Source organism: uncultured Marinobacter sp., from assembly GCF_947259545.1.
Taxonomy (GTDB): Bacteria; Pseudomonadota; Gammaproteobacteria; order Pseudomonadales; family Oleiphilaceae; genus Marinobacter.
The window spans coordinates 322,861-342,360 of the sequence record NZ_CAMYMK010000002.1; the positions used below are offsets into that span (position 1 = coordinate 322,861).

21 protein-coding genes are annotated in these 19,500 nt (G+C 58.4%); 7 read left to right on the forward strand and 14 right to left on the reverse strand.

Translation table 11 applies throughout. From position 1 onward, the window contains the following. Positions 1-2 precede the first annotated feature (2 nt). From hisH to hisF, 3 genes are read left to right on the forward strand one after another with little or no spacing between them, the layout of a single operon-like run. The gene (gene hisH / locus Q0Y21_RS01640; RefSeq protein ID WP_297790913.1) at positions 3-644 is read left to right on the forward strand and encodes an imidazole glycerol phosphate synthase subunit HisH; all 642 of its coding nucleotides are present in this window, start codon (positions 3-5) and stop codon (positions 642-644) included. Further along, positions 638-1,375, forward strand: a complete 738-nt coding sequence (gene hisA, locus Q0Y21_RS01645; protein WP_297790915.1) for a 1-(5-phosphoribosyl)-5-[(5-phosphoribosylamino)methylideneamino]imidazole-4-carboxamide isomerase — start codon at positions 638-640, stop codon at positions 1,373-1,375. The genes hisH and hisA overlap by 7 nt, the downstream gene beginning before the upstream one ends. Positions 1,376-1,387: 12 nt before the next feature. Beyond that, on the forward strand, positions 1,388-2,161 hold the full coding sequence (gene hisF, locus Q0Y21_RS01650) for an imidazole glycerol phosphate synthase subunit HisF (protein ID WP_297790917.1): 774 nt from the start codon (positions 1,388-1,390) through the stop codon (positions 2,159-2,161). 60 nt (positions 2,162-2,221) lie between these two features. Here the strand turns inward: hisF and Q0Y21_RS01655 are convergent, their stop codons facing one another. The 4 genes from Q0Y21_RS01655 to gpmI all read right to left on the reverse strand — a co-directional run bounded on the left by Q0Y21_RS01655 (position 2,222) and on the right by gpmI (position 7,249). Next, positions 2,222-3,049: a divergent polysaccharide deacetylase family protein gene (locus Q0Y21_RS01655; protein ID WP_297790919.1), complete on the reverse strand. Its 828-nt coding sequence runs from the start codon at positions 3,047-3,049 to the stop codon at positions 2,222-2,224. Next, on the reverse strand, positions 3,049-4,449 hold the full coding sequence (locus Q0Y21_RS01660; protein ID WP_297790921.1) for a S41 family peptidase: 1,401 nt from the start codon (positions 4,447-4,449) through the stop codon (positions 3,049-3,051). The genes Q0Y21_RS01655 and Q0Y21_RS01660 overlap by 1 nt, the downstream gene beginning before the upstream one ends. A 110-nt stretch (positions 4,450-4,559) precedes the next feature. Further along, positions 4,560-5,693: a peptidoglycan DD-metalloendopeptidase family protein gene (locus Q0Y21_RS01665; protein WP_297790923.1), complete on the reverse strand. Its 1,134-nt coding sequence runs from the start codon at positions 5,691-5,693 to the stop codon at positions 4,560-4,562. An 8-nt stretch (positions 5,694-5,701) separates the two neighbouring features. Further along, a complete protein-coding gene (gpmI, locus tag Q0Y21_RS01670) occupies positions 5,702-7,249 on the reverse strand; it encodes a 2,3-bisphosphoglycerate-independent phosphoglycerate mutase (RefSeq protein WP_297790925.1) in 1,548 nt (515 codons plus the stop codon). A 143-nt stretch (positions 7,250-7,392) separates the two neighbouring features. Between gpmI and Q0Y21_RS01675 the strand changes: the two genes are divergently transcribed. Both Q0Y21_RS01675 and secB read left to right on the forward strand, forming a co-directional pair. Next, positions 7,393-7,809, forward strand: a complete 417-nt coding sequence (locus Q0Y21_RS01675; protein WP_297790927.1) for a rhodanese-like domain-containing protein — start codon at positions 7,393-7,395, stop codon at positions 7,807-7,809. Positions 7,810-7,871: 62 nt separating this feature from the next. After that, on the forward strand, positions 7,872-8,372 hold the full coding sequence (gene secB, locus Q0Y21_RS01680; RefSeq protein ID WP_012136779.1) for a protein-export chaperone SecB: 501 nt from the start codon (positions 7,872-7,874) through the stop codon (positions 8,370-8,372). A gap of 80 nt (positions 8,373-8,452) precedes the next feature. Here the strand turns inward: secB and trmL are convergent, their stop codons facing one another. From trmL to traF, 4 genes are all read right to left on the reverse strand, one after another. Next, positions 8,453-8,917 carry a tRNA (uridine(34)/cytosine(34)/5-carboxymethylaminomethyluridine(34)-2'-O)-methyltransferase TrmL gene (trmL, locus tag Q0Y21_RS01685; protein WP_297792465.1) on the reverse strand — a complete coding sequence of 155 codons (465 nt, stop codon included), beginning with the start codon at positions 8,915-8,917 and terminating at the stop codon, positions 8,453-8,455. Positions 8,918-8,921: 4 nt separating this feature from the next. Further along, entirely contained in the window at positions 8,922-10,100 is a 1,179-nt protein-coding gene (locus Q0Y21_RS01690) for an acetyl-CoA C-acetyltransferase (protein WP_297790930.1), read from the reverse strand. A gap of 122 nt (positions 10,101-10,222) precedes the next feature. Beyond that, positions 10,223-11,344, reverse strand: a complete 1,122-nt coding sequence (locus Q0Y21_RS01695) for a multifunctional CCA tRNA nucleotidyl transferase/2'3'-cyclic phosphodiesterase/2'nucleotidase/phosphatase (protein ID WP_297790932.1) — start codon at positions 11,342-11,344, stop codon at positions 10,223-10,225. Between the two features lie 82 nt (positions 11,345-11,426). Continuing rightward, complete coding sequence (traF, locus tag Q0Y21_RS01700) at positions 11,427-12,692, reverse strand: conjugal transfer protein TraF (protein WP_297790934.1); 1,266 nt, start codon at positions 12,690-12,692, stop codon at positions 11,427-11,429. Positions 12,693-12,948: 256 nt separating this feature from the next. Between traF and Q0Y21_RS01705 the strand changes: the two genes are divergently transcribed. Together Q0Y21_RS01705 and Q0Y21_RS01710 are read left to right on the forward strand one after the other, a co-directional pair. After that, positions 12,949-13,482 carry an LPP20 family lipoprotein gene (locus Q0Y21_RS01705; RefSeq protein ID WP_297790936.1) on the forward strand — a complete coding sequence of 178 codons (534 nt, stop codon included), beginning with the start codon at positions 12,949-12,951 and terminating at the stop codon, positions 13,480-13,482. Positions 13,483-13,521: 39 nt separating this feature from the next. Then, a complete protein-coding gene (locus Q0Y21_RS01710; protein WP_297792467.1) occupies positions 13,522-14,715 on the forward strand; it encodes a flagellar assembly protein T N-terminal domain-containing protein in 1,194 nt (397 codons plus the stop codon). On the opposite strand, the gene Q0Y21_RS01715 is transcribed toward Q0Y21_RS01710, so the two are convergent. From Q0Y21_RS01715 to sufC, 6 genes are read right to left on the reverse strand one after another with little or no spacing between them, the layout of a single operon-like run. Next, positions 14,716-15,177: a SufE family protein gene (locus tag Q0Y21_RS01715; protein ID WP_297790938.1), complete on the reverse strand. Its 462-nt coding sequence runs from the start codon at positions 15,175-15,177 to the stop codon at positions 14,716-14,718. It lies immediately after the preceding gene. Further along, a complete protein-coding gene (sufT, locus tag Q0Y21_RS01720) occupies positions 15,178-15,720 on the reverse strand; it encodes a putative Fe-S cluster assembly protein SufT (RefSeq protein ID WP_297790940.1) in 543 nt (180 codons plus the stop codon). 60 nt (positions 15,721-15,780) lie between these two features. Beyond that, complete coding sequence (locus Q0Y21_RS01725; protein WP_297790942.1) at positions 15,781-16,134, reverse strand: iron-sulfur cluster assembly accessory protein; 354 nt, start codon at positions 16,132-16,134, stop codon at positions 15,781-15,783. 13 nt (positions 16,135-16,147) lie between these two features. After that, entirely contained in the window at positions 16,148-17,401 is a 1,254-nt protein-coding gene (locus Q0Y21_RS01730; protein WP_297790944.1) for a cysteine desulfurase, read from the reverse strand. 6 nt (positions 17,402-17,407) lie between these two features. Next, entirely contained in the window at positions 17,408-18,694 is a 1,287-nt protein-coding gene (gene sufD / locus Q0Y21_RS01735) for a Fe-S cluster assembly protein SufD (RefSeq protein ID WP_297790946.1), read from the reverse strand. A gap of 11 nt (positions 18,695-18,705) precedes the next feature. Continuing rightward, complete coding sequence (gene sufC, locus Q0Y21_RS01740) at positions 18,706-19,482, reverse strand: Fe-S cluster assembly ATPase SufC (RefSeq protein WP_297790948.1); 777 nt, start codon at positions 19,480-19,482, stop codon at positions 18,706-18,708. Positions 19,483-19,500: the final 18 nt, after the last annotated feature.

Consider the following 19,500-nt stretch of genomic DNA (forward strand, 5'->3'; position numbering starts at 1 on the left):
CCATGAAAACCGTTGCCATTATCGACTACGGCATGGGCAACCTTCACTCTGCTAAAAAAGCGGTAGAGCACGTAGCCCCGGACACCACCGTACTGGTCACTGACAATGCCGATCAGATCCGCGAAGCCGATCGGGTAATCTTGCCCGGTGTCGGTGCGATCCGCGATTGCATGGCCGAAATCCGCCGATTGGGGGTCGACACCCTGGTGCGCGAAGTGTCGCAGGATCGCCCGTTCCTGGGTATCTGCGTCGGCATGCAGGCGCTGATGTCCCGCAGCGAAGAAAACGGCGGCGTCGACTGTATCGACCTGTTCCCGTCTCAGGTGCGTTACTTCGGTGACAACCTGACGGAAAACGGCGAGCGTCTGAAAGTGCCACATATGGGGTGGAACGAAGTCTATCAGACTGTCGAACACCCGCTCTGGCACAACATTCCCGACGGCGACCGTTTCTACTTTGTGCACAGCTACTACGCCGAAGCCAAAGGTAACGCCGATATCGCCGGTCGCAGCCATTACGGCGTTGATCTCGCCGCTGCAGTGGCGAAAGACAATATCTTTGCAGCGCAGTTCCACCCGGAGAAAAGTGCCCGGGCGGGGCTGCAGTTACTGAAGAATTTTACTGACTGGACTGGAAAATGCTGATTATCCCCGCCATTGATCTGAAAGACGGCAAATGTGTTCGCCTGCGTCAGGGACGCATGGACGACTCCACCGTGTTCGGTGACGATCCCGTTGATATGGCCACCCGCTGGGTGGAAGCCGGTGCCCGTCGTTTGCACCTGGTCGATCTGAACGGTGCCTTCGCCGGTGAGCCGGTTAATGGTGAAATCGTCCAGGCCATCGCCCGCAAGTACCCGGATCTGCCAATCCAGATTGGCGGCGGCATCCGCTCTGCTGAAACCATCGAGGCGTATCTGAAAGCCGGTGTGCAATGGGTGATTATTGGTACCAAGGCGGTGAAAGAGCCGGACTTTGTCACCGAGATGTGCAAGAAATTCCCGGGTCACATCATTGTTGGGCTGGACGCCAAAGACGGCCGGGTCGCGACCGACGGCTGGGCGGAAGTGTCTGAAGTCATGGCCACCGACCTGGCGAAACGCTTTGCCAACGACGGCGTCGATTCCATTGTCTATACCGACATCAGCCGTGACGGCATGATGCAGGGCGTGAACGTTGAAGCGACCGCTGCATTGGCCGAAGCCGGTGGTATTCCGGTCATCGCCTCTGGTGGCGTCACCAACATGGATGACCTGAAGCGCCTGGCGACCGTGGCCGAGAAGGGTATCCTTGGCGCTATCACCGGGCGCGCCATTTATGAGGGCACCCTGGATGTGGCAGAGGCTCAGGCCTACTGCGACAGCCTCAAGGCATAAGGACACACGACTATGGGACTGGCCAAACGCATCATTCCCTGCCTGGACGTGGACAAGGGCCGCGTGGTGAAAGGCGTGAACTTTGTCGATATCCGTGACGCGGGTGATCCCGTGGAAGTGGCCCGCAAGTACAACGAACAGGGTGCGGACGAGATTACCTTCCTGGACATCACTGCCAGTCACGAAAGCCGTGACACCACCTACGAAACCGTAGAGCGTATGGCGGCAGAAGTCTTTATCCCGCTGACCGTGGGCGGTGGCGTGCGGACCGTCGAAGATATCCGCAAGCTGCTGAATGCCGGCGCTGACAAGGTGTCTATCAATACCGCTGCCGTGTTCAACCCGGAATTCGTGCGGGAAGCCGCCGACCGCTTCGGCAGCCAGTGCATTGTGGTGGCGATCGATGCCAAGCGGGTATCAGCCGAGGGTGAAGCGCCGCGCTGGGAAATCTTCACTCACGGCGGTCGCAAACCGACCGGCCTGGATGCAGTGGAATGGGCGCGCAAGATGACCGAGCTGGGCGCCGGTGAATTGCTGCTCACCAGCATGGATCGGGATGGTACCAAGATTGGCTTTGATCTCGGACTGACCCGTGCGGTTAGTGATGCGGTATCGGTGCCGGTGATTGCATCCGGTGGTGTTGGCGAGCTGCAGCATCTGGCGGACGGAGTAACCGACGGCGGTGCGGATGCGGTGCTGGCGGCCTCGATTTTCCATTTTGGCCAGCACACCATCCCCGAGGCCAAGGCGTTTATGAAGGCTCAGGGAATAGAAGTCAGGGATTAAATAGGGTTTGTCGGATTACGGCTTCGCCTGATCCGACAGCTCAGGCCTGATCTTGTAGACCTATTCGCCCCTGGCGTAGGTTGTCCGGATCGGCTGTTTCTCACCTTCGGCAAACATCTGTTGATTGTTATTCCGGATCGCCCACAGGCCGCTCACCGTTGCGACCGCGATGCCTTGCTCATCCAGCTTAGGCAGGTTTTTCTCTAGGTAGTCCACCGTCACCTTGTGTGGGTGTCCAATGCCGATGGCACTGCCGTTTTCTCGCGCCCGCTTAACCAGAAGACGGAACTGCCGGTCGACAAATTCCTCGGTTTGCTCATGATCCAGAAAGACATCCCGGGTCAGGGTCGGGATGCGATAGGCGCCAGCGACCTGGCCGGCAATGGAGGAAGCAATAGTGCGACTGTCGACAAAGTACACCGGATACAGGTCCAGTTCGGACATCACCCAGTCCATGGGCTGTAATTGCTGGGTCAGCAGGCTGCCCATGTGATTGTTCACGCCTTTAACGTGAGGGATGGATTGCAGCGCCCGGCGCAGTGTGGTCTTCAGACTCTGTCTGTCCATCTCCGGCGTTAGCCCGCCGGGGCCCAGCCCGAAATTTCGGGTGTTCGCCATGGGGGCGTGAAGCATGACTTCCTTTTGCTTCTGGTGGGCCAGCGTTGCCAGAGCCACGGTGTGGCGCCGATAGGGCAGGAAGGCCAGGGTAACCGGTTGCTCCAGGTTAATCAGGCGTTTGCCTTCATGCAGGTTATGCCCCATGTCATCAATGATGATGGCGATAGTGGGGGGCATCTCCCCCTCGCGGGTTGGTCCGGGCTCTTCAGCCCGGGCCACGGATGTCAGCAGTGTTGCGACCAGCAGTGGTATCAGCAGTCTCAAGGGCATTATTCCGTTTTATCGGCGCGGACCTTGTTGCCGCGCTTATCCAGAATCTTCAGGCCCTTGAGCAGGTTGAGCGCGGAGCGTAGCTGGAAATCCTGCTCCGCTGCCGACGCGTCCTGTTCCTGCTCGGGTGTGGGTGCTTCCTTTCCTTCACTCTGACCTTCCAGGTGGCCGCTCAGGTCCGCTTCGGTAAAGAACGGCCGGCCGTCAATCTCCTGAAATTCAGCCGGTCTCACTTCAATGTCCGGCTTGATCCCCTTGGCCTGAATGGAGCGACCGTCCGGGGTGTAGTAACGGGCGGTTGTCATCTTGATGGCGTGGGTCTCATCCAGGGGAATAACGGTCTGAACGCTGCCCTTGCCGAAAGACTGGGTGCCCATGACCACCGCACGTTCGTGATCTTGGAGTGCGCCGGCGAGGATTTCCGAAGCAGACGCGGAGCCCCCGTTGATCAGCACGACAATAGGCGTGTCTTCCATGACGTCACCGGCCTTGGCATTGAAGCGCAGGCGCGAGCTCTGTATGCGGCCCTCGGTGTAGACAATCAGGCCGCCGTCGAGAAGGGCGTCTGCCGCTTCAACCGCTGCCTGAAGGACGCCGCCCGGGTTGTTGCGAAGGTCAATCACCAGGCCATCAAGGTCATTGCCATTCTCTTCTTTCAGTTTGTTCAGGGCATCGACAAACTGGCTACCGGTATCGGCCTGGAACTGGGTAATGCGGAGATAGCCATAGCCGTTCTCGATCAGGCGAGACTTGATACTGGTCACCTTGATGATGTCACGTTCAACATCAATCTCGATCGGGGCGCTTTCGCCTTCGCGCATAATGGTCAGGGTCAGGACTGTGCCGGGTTTACCGCGCATCAGCTTGACCGCTTCCTCCAGGGACATGCCCTTGACCGGCTGGTCGCCGAGTTTGATGATCAGGTCGCCGGCCTGCACGCCTGCTTTCTGTGCCGGGGTGTCGTCAATGGGGGCAATCACTTTGACGAAGCCGTCCTCCATGCCTACTTCGATACCCAGACCGCCGAACTCACCGGAGGTACTTTCTTCCAGTTGCTCGTAATCCTTGGGGGCAAGGTAAGTGGAGTGGGGGTCCAGCTCGGACAGCATGCCTTTGATCGCGCTTTCCAGTAGTTGCCGGTCTTCTACTTCTTCCACATAGGCGTCCTTGATGCGGCTGAAGACTTCGGTGAACTTGCGGAGGTCATCAAGGGGGAGCTGTGTTTCGGGATCAGGGAGCTGAATCTGGACGCGTTCGCCATTCTCGACGCCATCGAGAAGCTCACCGGTACGGTCATCGGCTTCCTGAGCATGAATCAGGCCGGGAAAAGCAATAAAGCAGGTAATCAGAGTCAGTGCGCGGATGATTTTGGTGTTGTGTGTACTTCTGGCCCGTCTCATTCACTTATCCTGTGTATATTCCGATGGTTGAGCAGTCCCCTGTATACCGGGACAGTATGGCGTCACTGGCCGGGTTTGTCAGCCCTCGGTCCCGATAACCGGAAGTGTATCTATTTTGCCAGCCAACTGCGGGGATTCACCGGCTTGCCGTTGCGGCGAATCTCGAAATAGAGGGCAGGGTCTTCGGTACCGCCGGTGCGCCCTGCCGCCGCAATGGCCTCGCCGGGTTTTACCCAGTCTCCGGGGCTGGTGTAGAGGCTGCTGCTATGGCCGTAGAGCGTCATGTAGCCATCCCCATGGTCGACAATCGTCATCAGGCCGAAGCCCCGCAGCCAGTTGGCAAAGACCACCCTGCCATAGTGTACGGCTTTGATGTCCGCATCTTCGGAGGTGTTCATCAGCAGTCCGTTACGGCGGAGTTTGCCGTCGGCATAGGGGGCGCCAAAGCCACTGAAAACCCTGCCTCTGGCGGGCCAGGGGAGTTTGTTTCTCAGTGACTTGAACGGGGCGGACTCGTTGGGTGTCGGGATGTCGACAATGGCTTTTTCCACCTCGCGCAGCAGTTTCTCCAGGCGCGCCCTGTCAGCTTCCAGCTCTTTGCGTTCATCTTTTCTTTCGCTGATTTCGTTGTCCAGGGCTGCGAGGGTCTGTTTGCGCTGGGCTTTGTTGTTGGTGAGCTTTTCCTGGCGTTTTGCCACATCGGCTTCCAGCTTGCCCAATCGAGCGCGGGTAGCCTCAGCCTCTCGCTGGGTTTCTCTCAGCTGGCGAAGATTGGCATTGAACACCTCAAGACGCTGGACGGTGTCCCGGCTGAGGTATTCGTAATAGGTCATTGTGCGGGCGATCCTGTCGGGATCAATCTCATTAAGCAGGACTTTCACTGCAGGCGCATCGCCCTCCATCCAGGCGGCGCGAATCTGCTTTTTCAAGCTTTCGCGCTGGCTGGCCAGGGTGCGATTCAGATCTCTTTCTTCCTGCTGCAATTGCGCCAGGCGTTGTTGCTGTTCTTCCGCCTGTTGGCGCAGCTCACGGCGTTCCCGGGTCAGGCGGCTGATATCCTGTTCGATGCCGGTCAGCTGCTGCTCCAGGGATGAACGGTCCTTCTCGGCCTTTGCCAGCCACTGGTCAATGTCGGCAATCTGTTCTTTCAGCTCTTCAATCTGGCCGGGAGTGACGTCCTGATTGGCCAGCACTGGCAGTGCACTGAGTATCAGTGCCGCTGCCAGTAATCGTGGGGAAAACAATCGATCTCTCAACCGATGCTTACCAGGCTGTGCCCGGTCATTTCCGCTGGCTGATCCAGGCCCATGAGCGTCAGCAGGGACGGTGCCACATCGCTCAGGCTGCCGTCATCCTGCAGGGTGACCTGACGCGGACCGGTGTAGATCAGTGGCACGGGGCCAATGGTGTGCGCGGTGTGGACCTGCCCGGAATTGGGATCCGTCATCTGTTCGCAATTGCCATGGTCCGCGGTGATCAGCGCTTCGCCACCCACTTCTTCGAGCGCTTCCGTAATACGCTTCACGCAGTGGTCGATGCACTCCGCAGCTTTGATCGCGGCGTCAAGCTTGCCGGTATGGCCAACCATATCGCCGTTGGCATAGTTGCACACCACCAGGTCGTACTTGCCGCTCTTGATGGCTTCCACCAGCTTGTCCGTGACTTCCGGTGCACTCATTTCCGGCTGCAGGTCATAGGTTGCCACTTTCGGAGAGGGCACCAGGATCCGGTCTTCACCTTCAAACGGTGTTTCAAGACCGCCGTTGAAGAAGAAGGTGACGTGGGCGTACTTTTCGGTTTCTGAAATGCGCAACTGGGTTTTGCCCAGGTTGGACACATATTCACCCAGGCCGTTGACCAGTTGTTCGGGCGGGTAGGCGCAGGACGTTTGGATATCAGCGGCGTACTCGGTGAGCATAACGAAATCCGCCAGCTCCGGGTGCTTGCGCCGTTCAAAACCCTCAAAGTCCTTTTCTACGAAGGAGCGGGTCATTTCCCGGGCACGATCGGCACGGAAGTTCATGAACAGGACGGCGTCACCGTCATTGATGGTGCCCTCCGGCTCGCCTGCTTCATGGATGCGTGTTGGTGCAACGAATTCGTCGTTTTCGCCACGCTCGTAGGCCAGTTCCAGAGCGGATATCGGGTCTGTGGCAGTAAACTCGGCATCACCGGTGGTCATCAGATTGTAGGCCGCTTCCACGCGGTCCCAGCGGTTATCACGGTCCATGGCGTAATAGCGGCCAACAATGGACGCTACGCGGCCGACACCCAGGCTTTTCAGCTTGGCAGCGGCTTTCTCCAGGGAAGGCTTGGCGCTGCGTGGCGGCATGTCACGACCGTCCAGGAAGGCGTGAACATAGACTTCTTTTGCGCCCCGGGCGGCGGCCAGTTCGGCGGCTGCCAGAATGTGCTCTTCGTGGCTGTGTACGCCGCCGGGCGACAGCAGGCCCATCAGGTGCACCGCACGACCACTGCTGACGGCCTTGTCGATTGCCGCGCACAGCGTCGGGTTACTGGCGAAGGTGCCGTCTTCCAGATCCTTGTCGATGCGGGTCAGGCTCTGGTAGACCACGCGGCCGGCGCCAAGGTTCATGTGGCCGACTTCGGAGTTACCCATCTGACCCTGTGGCAGCCCCACAAACATACCGGAGGTATTGATCAGGGTTTTGGGGTTCTGCTGCCAGAGTTTGTCCCAGAACGGGGTGTTGGCGTTGCTGATGGCATTGTCTTCGGCAGGGTCACGGTGACCCCAGCCGTCCAGAATAATCAGTGCAGTCGGCTTACGCGTTGCGGTCATCACTCAATCCGGTATGGTTTGGAAGTTTGTAAACAAGAGTGCAGATTCTAACCGTTTTCATTCCGCTAGGCCACGGAGGTCTGCCTTCTGTCACTGGTTCAGGGTGTGTATAATCCCGCCAAACTAATTAACTGGGTGTTTTCATGGACAGGTTTATTGAATTTGCCGTCAACCACTATGTTCTGGTATCGCTGTTTGTGGCGTTCCTGCTAGCGATTCTTGTGCTGGAATCCCGCCGTGGCGGACAGAAAATCTCAGCCCAGGGTGCGGTAAGCCTGATCAACCGTGATGAAGCCGTCGTGGTGGATATACGTGACCGCAAGGAGTTTGGTGAAGGCCGCATTACCGGTTCCGTGAACATTCCGCTCAATGCGATCAAGAGTCGCGCCAGTGAGTTGAAGAAGTTCAAGGATAAGCAGATCATCGTGGCGGATAAAATGGGCCAGCATTCCGCCATGGCGGTAAAGCAGCTGAAAGCGGAAGGATATGAGAACGTGGTCCGCCTCAATGGTGGCATTGCCGACTGGAAAGGCAGTAACCTTCCTCTGGTCAAGAAGTAAAATACTTAATATAAAAATGGTGACCCCGGTGGTCACTGTCAGAGAAACGAAAAGGATTGAACATGGCTGAGAATCAGCAAGGCGCTGCAGGCAGCGATAACCAGAACCAACCCCAGTTCGCGCTTCAGCGTATCTATGTGAAGGACCTGTCCTTCGAATCGCCGAATTCACCGCTGGTTTTCCAGGATCAGTGGAAGCCGCAGGTGAACCTGGATCTGAACACTTCTCACAACAAGGTAAGCGACAACCAGTACGAAGTGGTGCTGTCGCTGACCGTGACGGCAAAAGTGGGCGAAAAGGTCGCCTACATTGTAGAGATTCAGCAGGCGGGTGTGTTCATGGTCCAGGGTATTGAAGGCCCGCAGTTGGGGCAGATGCTGGGTGCCTATTGCCCGACGATTCTGTTCCCCTACGCCCGTGAATCGATCGACGGCATCGTTAACAAGGGCAGCTTCCCGGCCCTGATGCTGGCTCCGGTGAACTTTGATGCGATCTACGCCCAGGCGCTCAAGCGCAAGCAGGAAGAGGGCGAAGGAACAGGAAAAGAAGAGCAGACTCACTGAGGTTATTGTTCAGGTATCTGCTTTCATAAATAAACCGGCTTTTGCCGGTTTTTTTATGTCTCGCCGAAGTGGGTCGGGGGTCAGACCGCACCTTCAAATCCCAGTTGTCGCCAGGCTTCGTAAACCACCAGTGCGGCTGTGTTGGACAGGTTCAGGCTCCGGCTTTGTGGTCGCATGGGCACCCGCAGGCGATGTTCCGGTGGCAGTCCGTTGCGAATGTCCTCCGGCAGCCCGCGGGTTTCCGGGCCGAACATCAGGTAATCGCCATCCTGAAAGCGGGCCTGATGATAGTGCTGGCTGCCCTTTGTGGTAAGCCCGAACAGCCTTTCCGGCTGCTCGCTCTCCAGGAAGGCCTGGTAGTCCTTGTGCACCTTTACCGTGGCGTACTCGCTGTAATCAAGGCCCGCACGCCGCATCTGTTTGTCCTCCAGGTTAAAGCCCAGGGGTTCAATCAGGTGCAGCTGGCAACCGGTGTTGGCGCAGAGCCGGATGATATTCCCGGTGTTGGGCGGAATCTCCGGCTCGTAGAGCACCACATGCAGCATGCAATCAGCGCTCGACGGCAAGCGCGACACCCATGCCACCACCGATGCACAGGGTGGCCAGGCCCTTTTTTGCATCGCGGCGGGTCATCTCATGCAGCAGAGTGACCAGGATCCGACAGCCAGACGCACCAATCGGGTGACCAATGGCAATGGCACCGCCGTTGACGTTGACCTTGCCGGTATCCCAGCCCATTTCCCGGTTAACGGAAATGGCCTGGGCAGCAAAGGCTTCGTTAGCTTCCACCAGATCCAGGTCATCGACTTTCCAGCCGGCAAGCTTGAGGCAGCGCTGACTCGCGGGAATCGGGCCGGTGCCCATGATGGTGGGGTCAACGCCTGCGTTGGCATGTGCCTTGATGGTAGCCAGAGGTGTCAGGCCCAGTTCCTTCGCTTTCTCGGCGCTGCATACAATCACGGCAGCTGCACCGTCGTTCAGTGATGAGGCGTTGCCGGCTGTTACCGTGCCATCCTTCTGGAACGCCGGACGCAGCTTGCCCAGACCTTCGGCAGTGACGCCATCGCGGGGATTTTCGTCCTTGTCGACGACCAGCGGATCGCCCTTGCGCTGGGGGATGCTGACCGGAACAATCTGGCTGTCAAAATAGCCGGCGTTACTGGCGGCAACGGCTTTCTGCTGGGACGCCGCGGCAAACGCATCCTGCTCTTCGCGGCTAATGCCGTATTTTCCGACAATGTTCTCGGCGGTGACGCCCATGTGGTAATCGTTGAACGCGTCCCACAGGCCGTCCTTGATCATGGTGTCGACCATGTTCCAGTCACCCATACGCTGACCGTTGCGGCTGTTGGGCAGCACGTGGGGCGCTTGGCTCATGCTTTCCTGGCCGCCGGCAATCATCAGTTCGGCGTCACCGGTGCGGATGGCCTGGACCGCCATGTGAACGGCCTTGAGGCCGGAGCCGCAGACCTTGTTGATGGTCATGGCGGGCACCGAAGCCGGAATGCCTGCATTGATTGAGGCCTGGCGAGCCGGGTTCTGGCCGCAGCCGGCGGTCAGAACCTGTCCCAGGACCACTTCGTTGATCTGGTTAGCCGGGACTCCGGTTTCTTCAAGCAGAGCCTTGATCACGGCGGACCCCAACTGGTCGGCGCGCAGGCTTGAAAGGCCTCCGCCAAAGCTTCCGACAGCGGTACGTTTGGCAGCTACGATGACAACATCACGCATGGATTCTCTCCGGTTCTGAAGGCGCAAGCGAATCTGAGTACCCGCGCAGGCAGGGTGGCAACTGACCGCATTGTAACGGAAAGCCGCCAAGCACCAAAGCCACGGTCGGGCAGGCGGTGTTTTCAGTGCGGGTGTTCGGGCAGCAGTTCAGCGATGCGGTGTAATCTTTCCTTCCGGATGGCCTCTCCCAGTGCCTTGCCCTTGTGACCCCGGGCCATCAGCTCTCTCGCATCCACGTTGGACGCAACGTTGGCAGACTCCCGCAGCAGGTCAATGGCAGCCGCATACTGGTCGGGCAGGGTGCAGGTGAGGGCTGCCAGCAGCCGCTGGAACCTGTCTGGCCTCCGCCAGGTGTCCGCCTCATCGAGCAGGGTCAGGAGGCCCTGTTCAGTCATCCCGCCGTCTGACTGTTCGCGAACCTGCGGTGCCAGCCGGCTGGCAAGGCGTGCCAGGTCCTGGCAATCGTTAGGGGCCTTGAGTGCTTGCGCCCGTTGACTGGCCTGGCTTTCGGGGAGGTGGGCGAGTAACACCGCGAAGCGGGTTGCGGTATCCGCATCCGTGGCACAAACACAATTCAGCGATCTCAGCGCTGATGCCAGTGTCGAGGTGTCTGACAGTTCAGGGATCAGCACCGAAAGAGCGTCACTGGCCTGGAGCACCTCAAAGAAGGTGGCTGGATCGTTTTCGTGAAGGGCTCGCTGGATTTCCTGCCAGACCCGCTCGGGCACCAGGTGATCAACCTCGCCGGAAGCGGTCATCTTCTGCATGAGCTGCAGGGTGCTGTCGGCAACCCGGAATCCCATGGGGGCCAGGCGAGCCGCGAAGCGAGCGGTACGGAGTATTCTCAGGGGGTCTTCCGCGAAGGCTTCTGAGACGTGGCGCAGGAGCCGTGCCTCTATATCGGCCTTGCCGTTGAAAGGGTCTATCAGCGCTCCTGACGTGGACATGGCCATGGCATTGATGGTGAGGTCGCGGCGCTGGAGGTCATCTTCCAGGGTGACGTCAGGCGCGCTGTAGACGGTAAAGCCATGGTAGCCCCGGCCGGCCTTGCGTTCGGTACGCGCGAGGGCGTATTCCTCTCGGGTATCGGGGTGCAGGAAAACCGGGAAGTCGGCGCCGACCTGCTTGAAGCCCTGTTTGAGCATCTCCTCAGGTGTGGCGCCAACGACAACCCAGTCGCGGTCCTTGACCTCCAGGCTCAGCAGTTCGTCCCGTACCGCGCCACCAACCAGATAGGTTTCCATGGGTCCCGAAGTTCTCCAATGCCCGAAAATGATCCGGGGATTATCGGTGGTAGCGGCGGCGGAGGCAAACCGTTCTCCCGGCTTAGAAAGTCGCGCCCAACTCGATGGCTGCACCGAATTCCGTGTCGCTGTAGAGCGCGCCTATATCCAGGCGAGCGCCAAATGGCGACAGCCCGATGCCGGCGGTGAACTGGGTTTCTTCCTCTGCGCCATCGTTATCGTCGTTACTCGCCAGATTCTGACGAGCGCCGGCACGCAACTGGGCGTACCCGAATGCATCGAATTCAGCACCAAGGGCCAGCCACTGGGTATCGTCTTCGTAGCCAAAGGCTTCCTTTTCGGTCAGGTCCAGTTCGGCGGTCAGCACGTGAAACTGGCCTTTGTGGGCAATACCGGTGGTGATCATCGGATGGAGCTTGAGCTTTCTCTTTTCTTCGCCCAGTTCCGGCCGGCTGGCAGCGGACTCAAGGTCCATCGGGATGAGGTTCTTTACACTGGCGCCAGCGGTCCACTCTCTATCTTCGCCAAAAGAATAAGCCATCCCAAGGTCGAAGTTCAGTCCACTTTTGGTGGTCTCGAATTCACTGCCGTCGAAGTCGTCGTCTTCAAAGCCTGATACCCGCTCGGTGTACTGAAAGGTGCGAAGCTGGACGTATTTCGGTGAAAAGCCGATCTGGAAGGCGCTGCCATCCGACAGTTCCGTTGATCGGGCGAGGGAGACGCCAACCTCGATTACTGCCGAAGCAAGAATACTGCCACGGGATTGCAGGTCCCGGTCCAGATCAGCCGTTGCCAGTGTCACTTCGTCTGCTGTTTCCAGCCCCCGGAGGAACGCTTCGTCCCGTTCATCAAATTCGCCGCGGACCGTTGCTCGCAAATTGCCGGTGGAGAAGAAGCCAACCGAGGACTCTTCGGTGGGGATTGCGGCAGCAATGGCCAGGCCCGTATCAACTCGTACAGTGTCTTCATCGAATTCGTTGAGCTGGCGGCGCAGATCGCCAGCAATACGGCGGGCTTCATCGGAGTCAGATGTGCGATTCAGCTCCGCAAAGCGATCAATATTGCTCTGGATGTCGTCAACCTGGTTGATGGTATCTTCCTCATCCGCGAAGCGGGCATTGACGGAAGGCAGGGTCAGACCAAAATTATCGGACCGGTTGCTCTGATCGGAAGCCAGCAAAGCGGGGTTGGCCAGGCCTGACGATGTCGGGTGAGCTACGGCCACACCTGTACCGCCCATGGCGAAAGAACGGGACGACATGGGTTGTTGGGGGCTTGCAAGGGTAGCCGTGGTGGCTAGCGAAAGTCCGATAGCAATGGCCAGCTTGGTCAGGTGGTTTTCGGTCATGTATCTTCCTGTTTTGTCTTTAGAGTTTTCATGGGGTCAGACGTTACACGAGGTTCAGGTTAAGGAAGTTCCTGACATTTAGCATCCGTGAAGCGGTAACGGTTTGTTTTATTGGTGTAAATGGCGGTAGGTTTTTGCCGCTTATGGTGTGGGGGAACGGGCGCTTTCAGGGTTATTCACAATTTATCAATCACCTATGCAACATGGCGTGATTTTTTCATGGTGGTTTGCACATAAGCGTTTGCGGAGAATGAACATGACCCTGCGATGGATATTCGTATCGGTATTGGCTGCTGTGATGGTGGGGTGCGCGCCAGTTGGCCAGTATCAGAATGGCGGCGACAACCGCGACCTGGAACCGATTACGGTGCGGGTCAGCGGTTTCGGAACCTATGAAGATGTGTCCAGGGACCGCTTGAATACCCGCAAACGATTGCTTGCACGCCGAGCGTCTCAGCTCGATGCCTATCGTAATCTGGCAGAGCGGGTCTACGGGACCGTCATCTTTGGGAGTTCCACTGTCAGCGACTTTGTGTTGAGCAATGACATGTTCCGTACTTATGTGGACAGCTATATTCGCGGGGCGAAAATGGTGGCGGTCAATGAGCACAGTGATGGCGTGATCGAAACCGTGATGGAGCTGAAGCTGGAGACGGAATTTCGTTCCTGTGTAGCTCAGGTGTCCGACACCCAGGTTCAGGATCTGTGTCCGATTCCCGTGCCTCGTGACAGCGGCAATACGGGGGATGTGCAAGCCCGCAGTGTTGATTCCCTGTACTACCTTGATTGATCCGCGCGACTGAAAGTCCGATTGGGTAACTGAATGAATATGAACACCATCCGTTTACTGCTTGTACTGAGCCTGCTGGTCACGCCGATGGCCAACGCCGTTGTGTTGGAGGGAGTAGGGCATGCCACCATCTATAGCGGTAACGTGGATGCCGCCCGGGACAAGGCCCGCGAAGCCGCGCTACGGGACGTTGCGTTGCAGTACGAAGCACAAATCAGTAGCCGCGACACGATGGAAAACGGTGTCATCACTGAATCCCGCCTGCAGGTGGCTTCCTCTGCCCGTGCCCGGGATGCCCGGATCGTCGATGAGTATCGTAGTGGAGATTTGCTACGCATAACGGTCAGGGCGGAAGTGTCTGAAAGCAGCCGGTGCAGTTCCGGTGACGCAGCTGGCCTGAAGAAACGGGTGGCCGTCACTGGCTTTCCGATTCTGTATCCGGATCAGGCGAGGGTTGGCCGCATTGGCGACGCCGGCGAAATCTTGCCGCAACAGTTGCAGGCATCCCTGAGAGAGACCGGTCGCCTCCAGGTATACGGTGCCACAACTTCCAGGCTGTTCCAGGATCTGTTGAACGCACCTACTCAGCAGAAGTTTGATAACCGGCTGACCAATGTCATTCAGGTGGCCCGCGAGCTGGATGTACAGTTCGTGGTAACGGGCGTGATTCGCGATCTCGGCGTGTCGGATCCTTCGGCCTGGGGCACGTCTGTTCTGGACAGGATGCAGCGGGGTGCGGGCCTGGCCAATCAGAACCGGCGCTTTGTGGCGGACATGATGGTATTTGACGGGTTCAGTGGTGCGCCGGTCTATCAGCAACGGTTTGCCACCGAAGCACAGTGGGATGCCGGTCCCGGTGCGTCCGCTGGGTTCGACTCGGCGGGCTTCCAGGAAACTCAGTATGGTCAGGCGGTGGATAAGGTGATGGCGGACATGGGCGCGGCGGTTCAGGAAGCTCTGGCTTGCCAGCCATTTATCACTCGCATCACTCGTGTCGATGGCAGCAAGGTGACGCTGGCGTCCGGCGCTACAGCAGGGCTGCGTCCGGGGGACGAACTGCATTTATATCGGAGTGAGAGCTTCTTCGATTCGCTCGGGGGAACGCCGGAGCTGTCTGACAGCCAGACCCGGCTGACCCTGAACAACGTCCACCCGGATTTCAGTAACGGCACGATGCCGCTGTCCGGCGGTGAGATCAATATTCAGCGGGATGATGTTGCCATCGTCTGGTGATCAGGCGGCGGCAACTCTGGCAGCGGTATCACGAATCTTGCCAACCATGGCGCGCAGACCATTGCCACGGGTCGGGGAGATGTGGCGGAACAGATCCAGTTTCTCGAAAAGCTCATCGATGTCTGTGGCCAGCAGATCCCTTGGGGTCTTGCCGTTCAGGGCCACCAGGATGATGGCGGCCAGGCCGCGCACGATCATGGCATCCGAGTCGATCAGCAGAAACAGCTTGCCGCTCTCCTCATCGTAGTGATGAATCAGCCAGACCTGGCTCTGACAGCCGTGCACGTAGTTTTCCTCGGTGCGGGCTTCATCCGGGAAGGACGGCAGCTGCTTGCCAAGGTCAATGATGAAGGCGTAACGCTCTTCCCAGTCGTCCAGAAACTCGAAGCCGTCCAGAACGTCTTCCAGGGTGGTGTCTTTTCCGAGCGGATTGTTCAGAAAGGTCTGTTCGCAGGCAGTCATTTACAGCATCCCCAGTTCAAGCTTGGCTTCGTCGGTGAGCATGTCGTTGTTCCAGGGCGGATCAAAGGTCAGGTCAACCGTCACCTTGTCGACATTGGGGACGTACTCGACCTTGCGCTGGACATCATCGGTGATCACCGGGCCCATGCCACACCCCGCGGCGGTCAGGGTCATCTTGATGTAGACGTGATTGCCATCTTCGGTGCCATTCTCGATCTTGCATTCGTAGATCAGGCCGAGGTCCACCACGTTGACCGGAATTTCCGGGTCGTAGCAGTTACGCATGGCTTCCCACACCTGGTTTTCGTTAACAGTGCCGTCTTCCGGGGTGTCAAAGCTGCTTTCCAGTGGCTGCTTGCCGAGGGCATCAGCGTCGTGACCCTCAATGCGGGCAAGGTTGCCGTTGACCGCAACGGTAAAGGTGCCGCCCAGTGACTGTGTGATGGTCACAAAGGTATCCGACGGAATCATGATTTCGGTTCCGGCAGGAACAAGGCGGGCTTCCACCTCGCGTTTGGTCAGGACAACTTCCCGTTCTTGCATGCCTGTTCTGGCCTCGCTGTTTTCTGTCTTTGATGTCGGATTACGCTACGCTAATCCGACCTACGCTACGGTAAAACTCTCGCCACATCCGCACTCGGCGGTCGCATTCGGGTTGCGGAACTGGAACATGGAGTTCACGCCCTCAGTGACGAAATCAATCTCGATACCATTCACCAATGGCAGGTGTTCCTCTTTTACGTACACGTCCACACCATCAATGTGAAACACCTTGTCATCGGAGGCGGCTTCTTCGACCCAATGTGTCTCATACTTGAAACCGGAGCAGCCACTCTTCTTGATGGCGAGCCGGATACCCATGGCGTCCGGCTTCTTGTCCAGTTGTTTGCGCACGTGCTTGACCGCACTTGGCGTCATGGTGACGGCAACGGTCGGGGTGAAGACTTCAGCTGTCATGATTCCACCTCCATCAGGCAAACAGGCGCTGGACTTTCTGCAGTGCGGTGAACAATTGTTCCACCTCGTCCAGCGTATTATAAAACGCAAAGGAGGCCCGGGCTGTACCGGGAACTCCGTAGAAATCCATCAACGGCATGGCGCAATGGTGGCCGGTGCGAATGGCAATGCCCTGCTGATCAAGCAGCGTTCCTATATCACTGGGGTGCAGGCCGGCAATTTTAAAGGACATGACCGGAACCTTGTGCTTCGCAGTGCCAATGATTTCCATGCCCGGAACGGTTTCCACCAGCTGGTTGGCGCGATCCAATAAGGCCTTTTCCGCCGTCTCCAGTGCCCGCCGGTCAAGGCGGCCAAGGTACTCGATGGCGGCGCCCAGACCAACCGCTTCGGCAATCGCCGGAGTGCCAGCTTCAAACTTGTAGGGAAGGGTGTTCCAGGTGGTGCGCTCGAACGACACCCGTTCAATCATCTCGCCACCACCCTGATACGGCGGCATCTCTTCCAGCAGCTGTGCCCTGCCATACAGCACGCCGATACCGGTGGGGCCGAACAGTTTGTGGGAAGAGAACACGTAAAAGTCGCAATCCAGCGCCTGCACGTCCGGCCTGTAATGGGGCACCGCCTGGGCGCCGTCCAACAGGGTCAGCACGCCCCGCGCTTTTGCCTGTTGCACCAGTGCCGCCACCGGGTTGACGGTGCCCAGCACGTTGGAAACGTGGGTGATGGCCAGAATGCGGGTGCGGTCATTGAGCAGGCTGTTAAAGGACTCAAGGTCCAGTTCGCCCTCCGGTGTGATCTGTACCGGCACCACTTTCGCGCCCGTGCGCTCGGCGATCATCTGCCAGGGTACGATATTGGCGTGGTGCTCCATCTGGCTGACCAGGATCTCGTCACCGGGTTTCAGCTGCGGTGCCAGACCATTGGCCACCAGGTTGATGGCCTCGGTGGTGCCCCGGGTCCAGATGATCTCCCTGGTGCTGTCGGCATTCAGGAATTCGCGAACGGTTTCCCGGGCCCCTTCAAATGCCACGGTAGCGCGGTCGCCCAGGGTGTGGGCGCCACGGTGAACATTGGAGTGCATCTCCCGGTAATAACGGTCCATGGCATCCAGCACGGCCACCGGCTTCTGGGCCGAGGCACCATTGTCCAGGTACACCAGCGGCTTGCCGTTCACCTGCTGTGACAGGATCGGAAAGTCACGGCGAATGGCGTCAACGTCAAACGCTGTTTTTTTGGCTGTGTTGGCCACGGACAGATCTGTCATAACCGGTCACGCCCCCTCGAATGTCTGATCAAAGAACTGGTTCAGTCGGGTGTGGGCGGTATCCCGTACCTGTTCCACCGGAATCTGCTCAACCAGTTCATTAATGAAGGCCATGGTGAGCAGAACGTTGGCTTCCCGACGGCCAATGCCGCGAGACACCAGGTAGAACAACGATACTTCATCCAACTGGCCTATCGTTGCGCCGTGAGCACACTTGACGTCATCGGCGTAGATCTCAAGCTCAGGCTTGGTGTCTATCTCTGCACCGTTAGACAGCAGCAGGTTCTTGTTGTTCATGTCCGCATTGGACTTCTGGGCGTCCTGGTGGATATGGATGCGGCCATTGAACACGGCATGTGACTGGTCGGCAGCAATGTTGCGATAGGTTTCCTCGCTGTTGCAGTGCGCCGCCACGTGCTCGATGGTGGTGTGGTTGTCGTAGTGCTGTTTGCCCTGGGTGACAACCACGCCATTGAGCTTGCACTCGGCACCTTCGCCTTCCAGGCGCACCTGCAGGTCGTGCCGGCGCAGCGGGCCGCCGAAGCCTACGCAGTGGCTTTCAAAGCGTGAGCTGCGCTGCTGGCGAACGCCGGTTGCGCCAATATGCTGCACATTCTCGCCTTCTGTGTTGAGGCGAATGCTGGTAACGTTGGCGCCGTCTCCCAGGGTGAATTCCGTAACGGTATTCACCATAACGGCTTCACTGCCGCTGGAGATGTACTCCTCCACCAGGGTGATCTGGCTGTGGCGGCCAGCATCCACAAAAATGCGTGGATAGGCGGAGCCGCTGGCGTCGGCGTTGACTTCGTGGACGATGAACAGCGGCTGGTCCAGCACGGCATCCGGCTTCAGGCGGATCAACAGGCCGTCCTCGAAGCGGGCGGAGTTGAGTCGGGCCATCTGCACGGCCTTGTTATCCAGCGTGCTGTCCATGCGATCCGCCAGGCTGGCGGCCGCGTCGTCATCCAGATCGGCAAAGCGTTCAATGGTGATGCCGTCCAGATCGGGATAGTCGCTGGCTTCCGGCATCATCACGCCATTCAGGAACGACACTTTGTAGCCGGGCACCGCCAGACTGCTGCCGGCCTTGTGCTCTGCCGGCAGTGAAATGGCCATGTCGTCGGTCAGCTTCAGGTACTTGCTGGAGTACTTCCAGTTTTCTGTTTTGCGGGTCGGCAGTGGCATGTCCACCAGTGCCGTGCCCCGTTGTTTACGCAGCGCCAGCAGCGGCTCAGGCAGCGATTGCCCGGCCGGATAAAGGAACGCGGCGGAAAGTGTTGGTGCTGGTTTCATTCCGCTCTCCCTCAATTGGCTGAGTTGGCTGCTGCTTCTTCTTCGTCTTTGATGCCGAGCCAGCCGTAACCGCGTTCTTCCAGCTCCAGGGCCAGCTCGCGACCGCCAGACTTGACGATCTTGCCGCCGGCCAGCACGTGAACATGATCCGGCACAATGTGGTTCAGCAGGCGCTGGTAGTGGGTCACCATCAGGATGGCGCGATCTTCGGCACGCAGGGCGTTGACGCCATTGGAAACCACCTGCAGGGCGTCGATGTCGAGACCGGAATCGGTTTCGTCCAGGATCGCCAGCTTCGGTTGCAGCAGCAGGGCCTGCATGATTTCGTTGCGTTTTTTCTCGCCACCGGAGAAGCCTTCGTTAACGCCACGCTTGAGGAAGGCCGGATCCAGGTCTACCTGCTTCGACACTTCCTTCGCCAGTTTCATGAACTCTGCAGCGTTCATTTCGGCCTCGCCCTTATGATGGCGCATGGCGTTCACCGCAGTGCGCAGGAACTGAAGGTTGCTGACCCCGGGAATCTCGACCGGGTACTGGAACGCCAGGAAAATGCCTTCGCGGGCCCGTTCCTCGGTTTCCAGGTCCAGCAGGTTTTCGCCGTTCAGGGTGACTTCACCCTCGGTAACCTCAAATGCCTCGTTACCTGCCAGCACCTGGGACAGGGTACTCTTACCAGAGCCGTTCGGACCCATGATGGCGTGAACTTCCCCGGCCTTGATCTCCAGGTTGATGCCCTTGAGGATTTCCTTGCCCTCAACGGAGGCGTGCAGGTTCTTGATACTGAGCATTTGTCGGGTTCTCTCTTC

Coding starts and splice junctions, on each gene's coding strand:
- hisH (WP_297790913.1), top strand. CDS start 3: ATGAAAACCGTTGCCATTATCGACTACGGCATGGGCAACCTTCACTCT.
- hisA (WP_297790915.1), top strand. CDS start 638: ATGCTGATTATCCCCGCCATTGATCTGAAAGACGGCAAATGTGTTCGC.
- hisF (WP_297790917.1), top strand. CDS start 1,388: ATGGGACTGGCCAAACGCATCATTCCCTGCCTGGACGTGGACAAGGGC.
- Q0Y21_RS01655 (WP_297790919.1), bottom strand. CDS start 3,049: ATGCCCTTGAGACTGCTGATACCACTGCTGGTCGCAACACTGCTGACA.
- Q0Y21_RS01660 (WP_297790921.1), bottom strand. CDS start 4,449: ATGAGACGGGCCAGAAGTACACACAACACCAAAATCATCCGCGCACTG.
- gpmI (WP_297790925.1), bottom strand. CDS start 7,249: ATGACCGCAACGCGTAAGCCGACTGCACTGATTATTCTGGACGGCTGG.
- Q0Y21_RS01675 (WP_297790927.1), top strand. CDS start 7,393: ATGGACAGGTTTATTGAATTTGCCGTCAACCACTATGTTCTGGTATCG.
- secB (WP_012136779.1), top strand. CDS start 7,872: ATGGCTGAGAATCAGCAAGGCGCTGCAGGCAGCGATAACCAGAACCAA.
- trmL (WP_297792465.1), bottom strand. CDS start 8,917: ATGCTGCATGTGGTGCTCTACGAGCCGGAGATTCCGCCCAACACCGGG.
- Q0Y21_RS01690 (WP_297790930.1), bottom strand. CDS start 10,100: ATGCGTGATGTTGTCATCGTAGCTGCCAAACGTACCGCTGTCGGAAGC.
- Q0Y21_RS01695 (WP_297790932.1), bottom strand. CDS start 11,344: ATGGAAACCTATCTGGTTGGTGGCGCGGTACGGGACGAACTGCTGAGC.
- traF (WP_297790934.1), bottom strand. CDS start 12,692: ATGACCGAAAACCACCTGACCAAGCTGGCCATTGCTATCGGACTTTCG.
- Q0Y21_RS01705 (WP_297790936.1), top strand. CDS start 12,949: ATGACCCTGCGATGGATATTCGTATCGGTATTGGCTGCTGTGATGGTG.
- Q0Y21_RS01710 (WP_297792467.1), top strand. CDS start 13,522: ATGAACACCATCCGTTTACTGCTTGTACTGAGCCTGCTGGTCACGCCG.
- Q0Y21_RS01715 (WP_297790938.1), bottom strand. CDS start 15,177: ATGACTGCCTGCGAACAGACCTTTCTGAACAATCCGCTCGGAAAAGAC.
- sufT (WP_297790940.1), bottom strand. CDS start 15,720: ATGCAAGAACGGGAAGTTGTCCTGACCAAACGCGAGGTGGAAGCCCGC.
- Q0Y21_RS01725 (WP_297790942.1), bottom strand. CDS start 16,134: ATGACAGCTGAAGTCTTCACCCCGACCGTTGCCGTCACCATGACGCCA.
- Q0Y21_RS01730 (WP_297790944.1), bottom strand. CDS start 17,401: ATGACAGATCTGTCCGTGGCCAACACAGCCAAAAAAACAGCGTTTGAC.
- sufD (WP_297790946.1), bottom strand. CDS start 18,694: ATGAAACCAGCACCAACACTTTCCGCCGCGTTCCTTTATCCGGCCGGG.
- sufC (WP_297790948.1), bottom strand. CDS start 19,482: ATGCTCAGTATCAAGAACCTGCACGCCTCCGTTGAGGGCAAGGAAATC.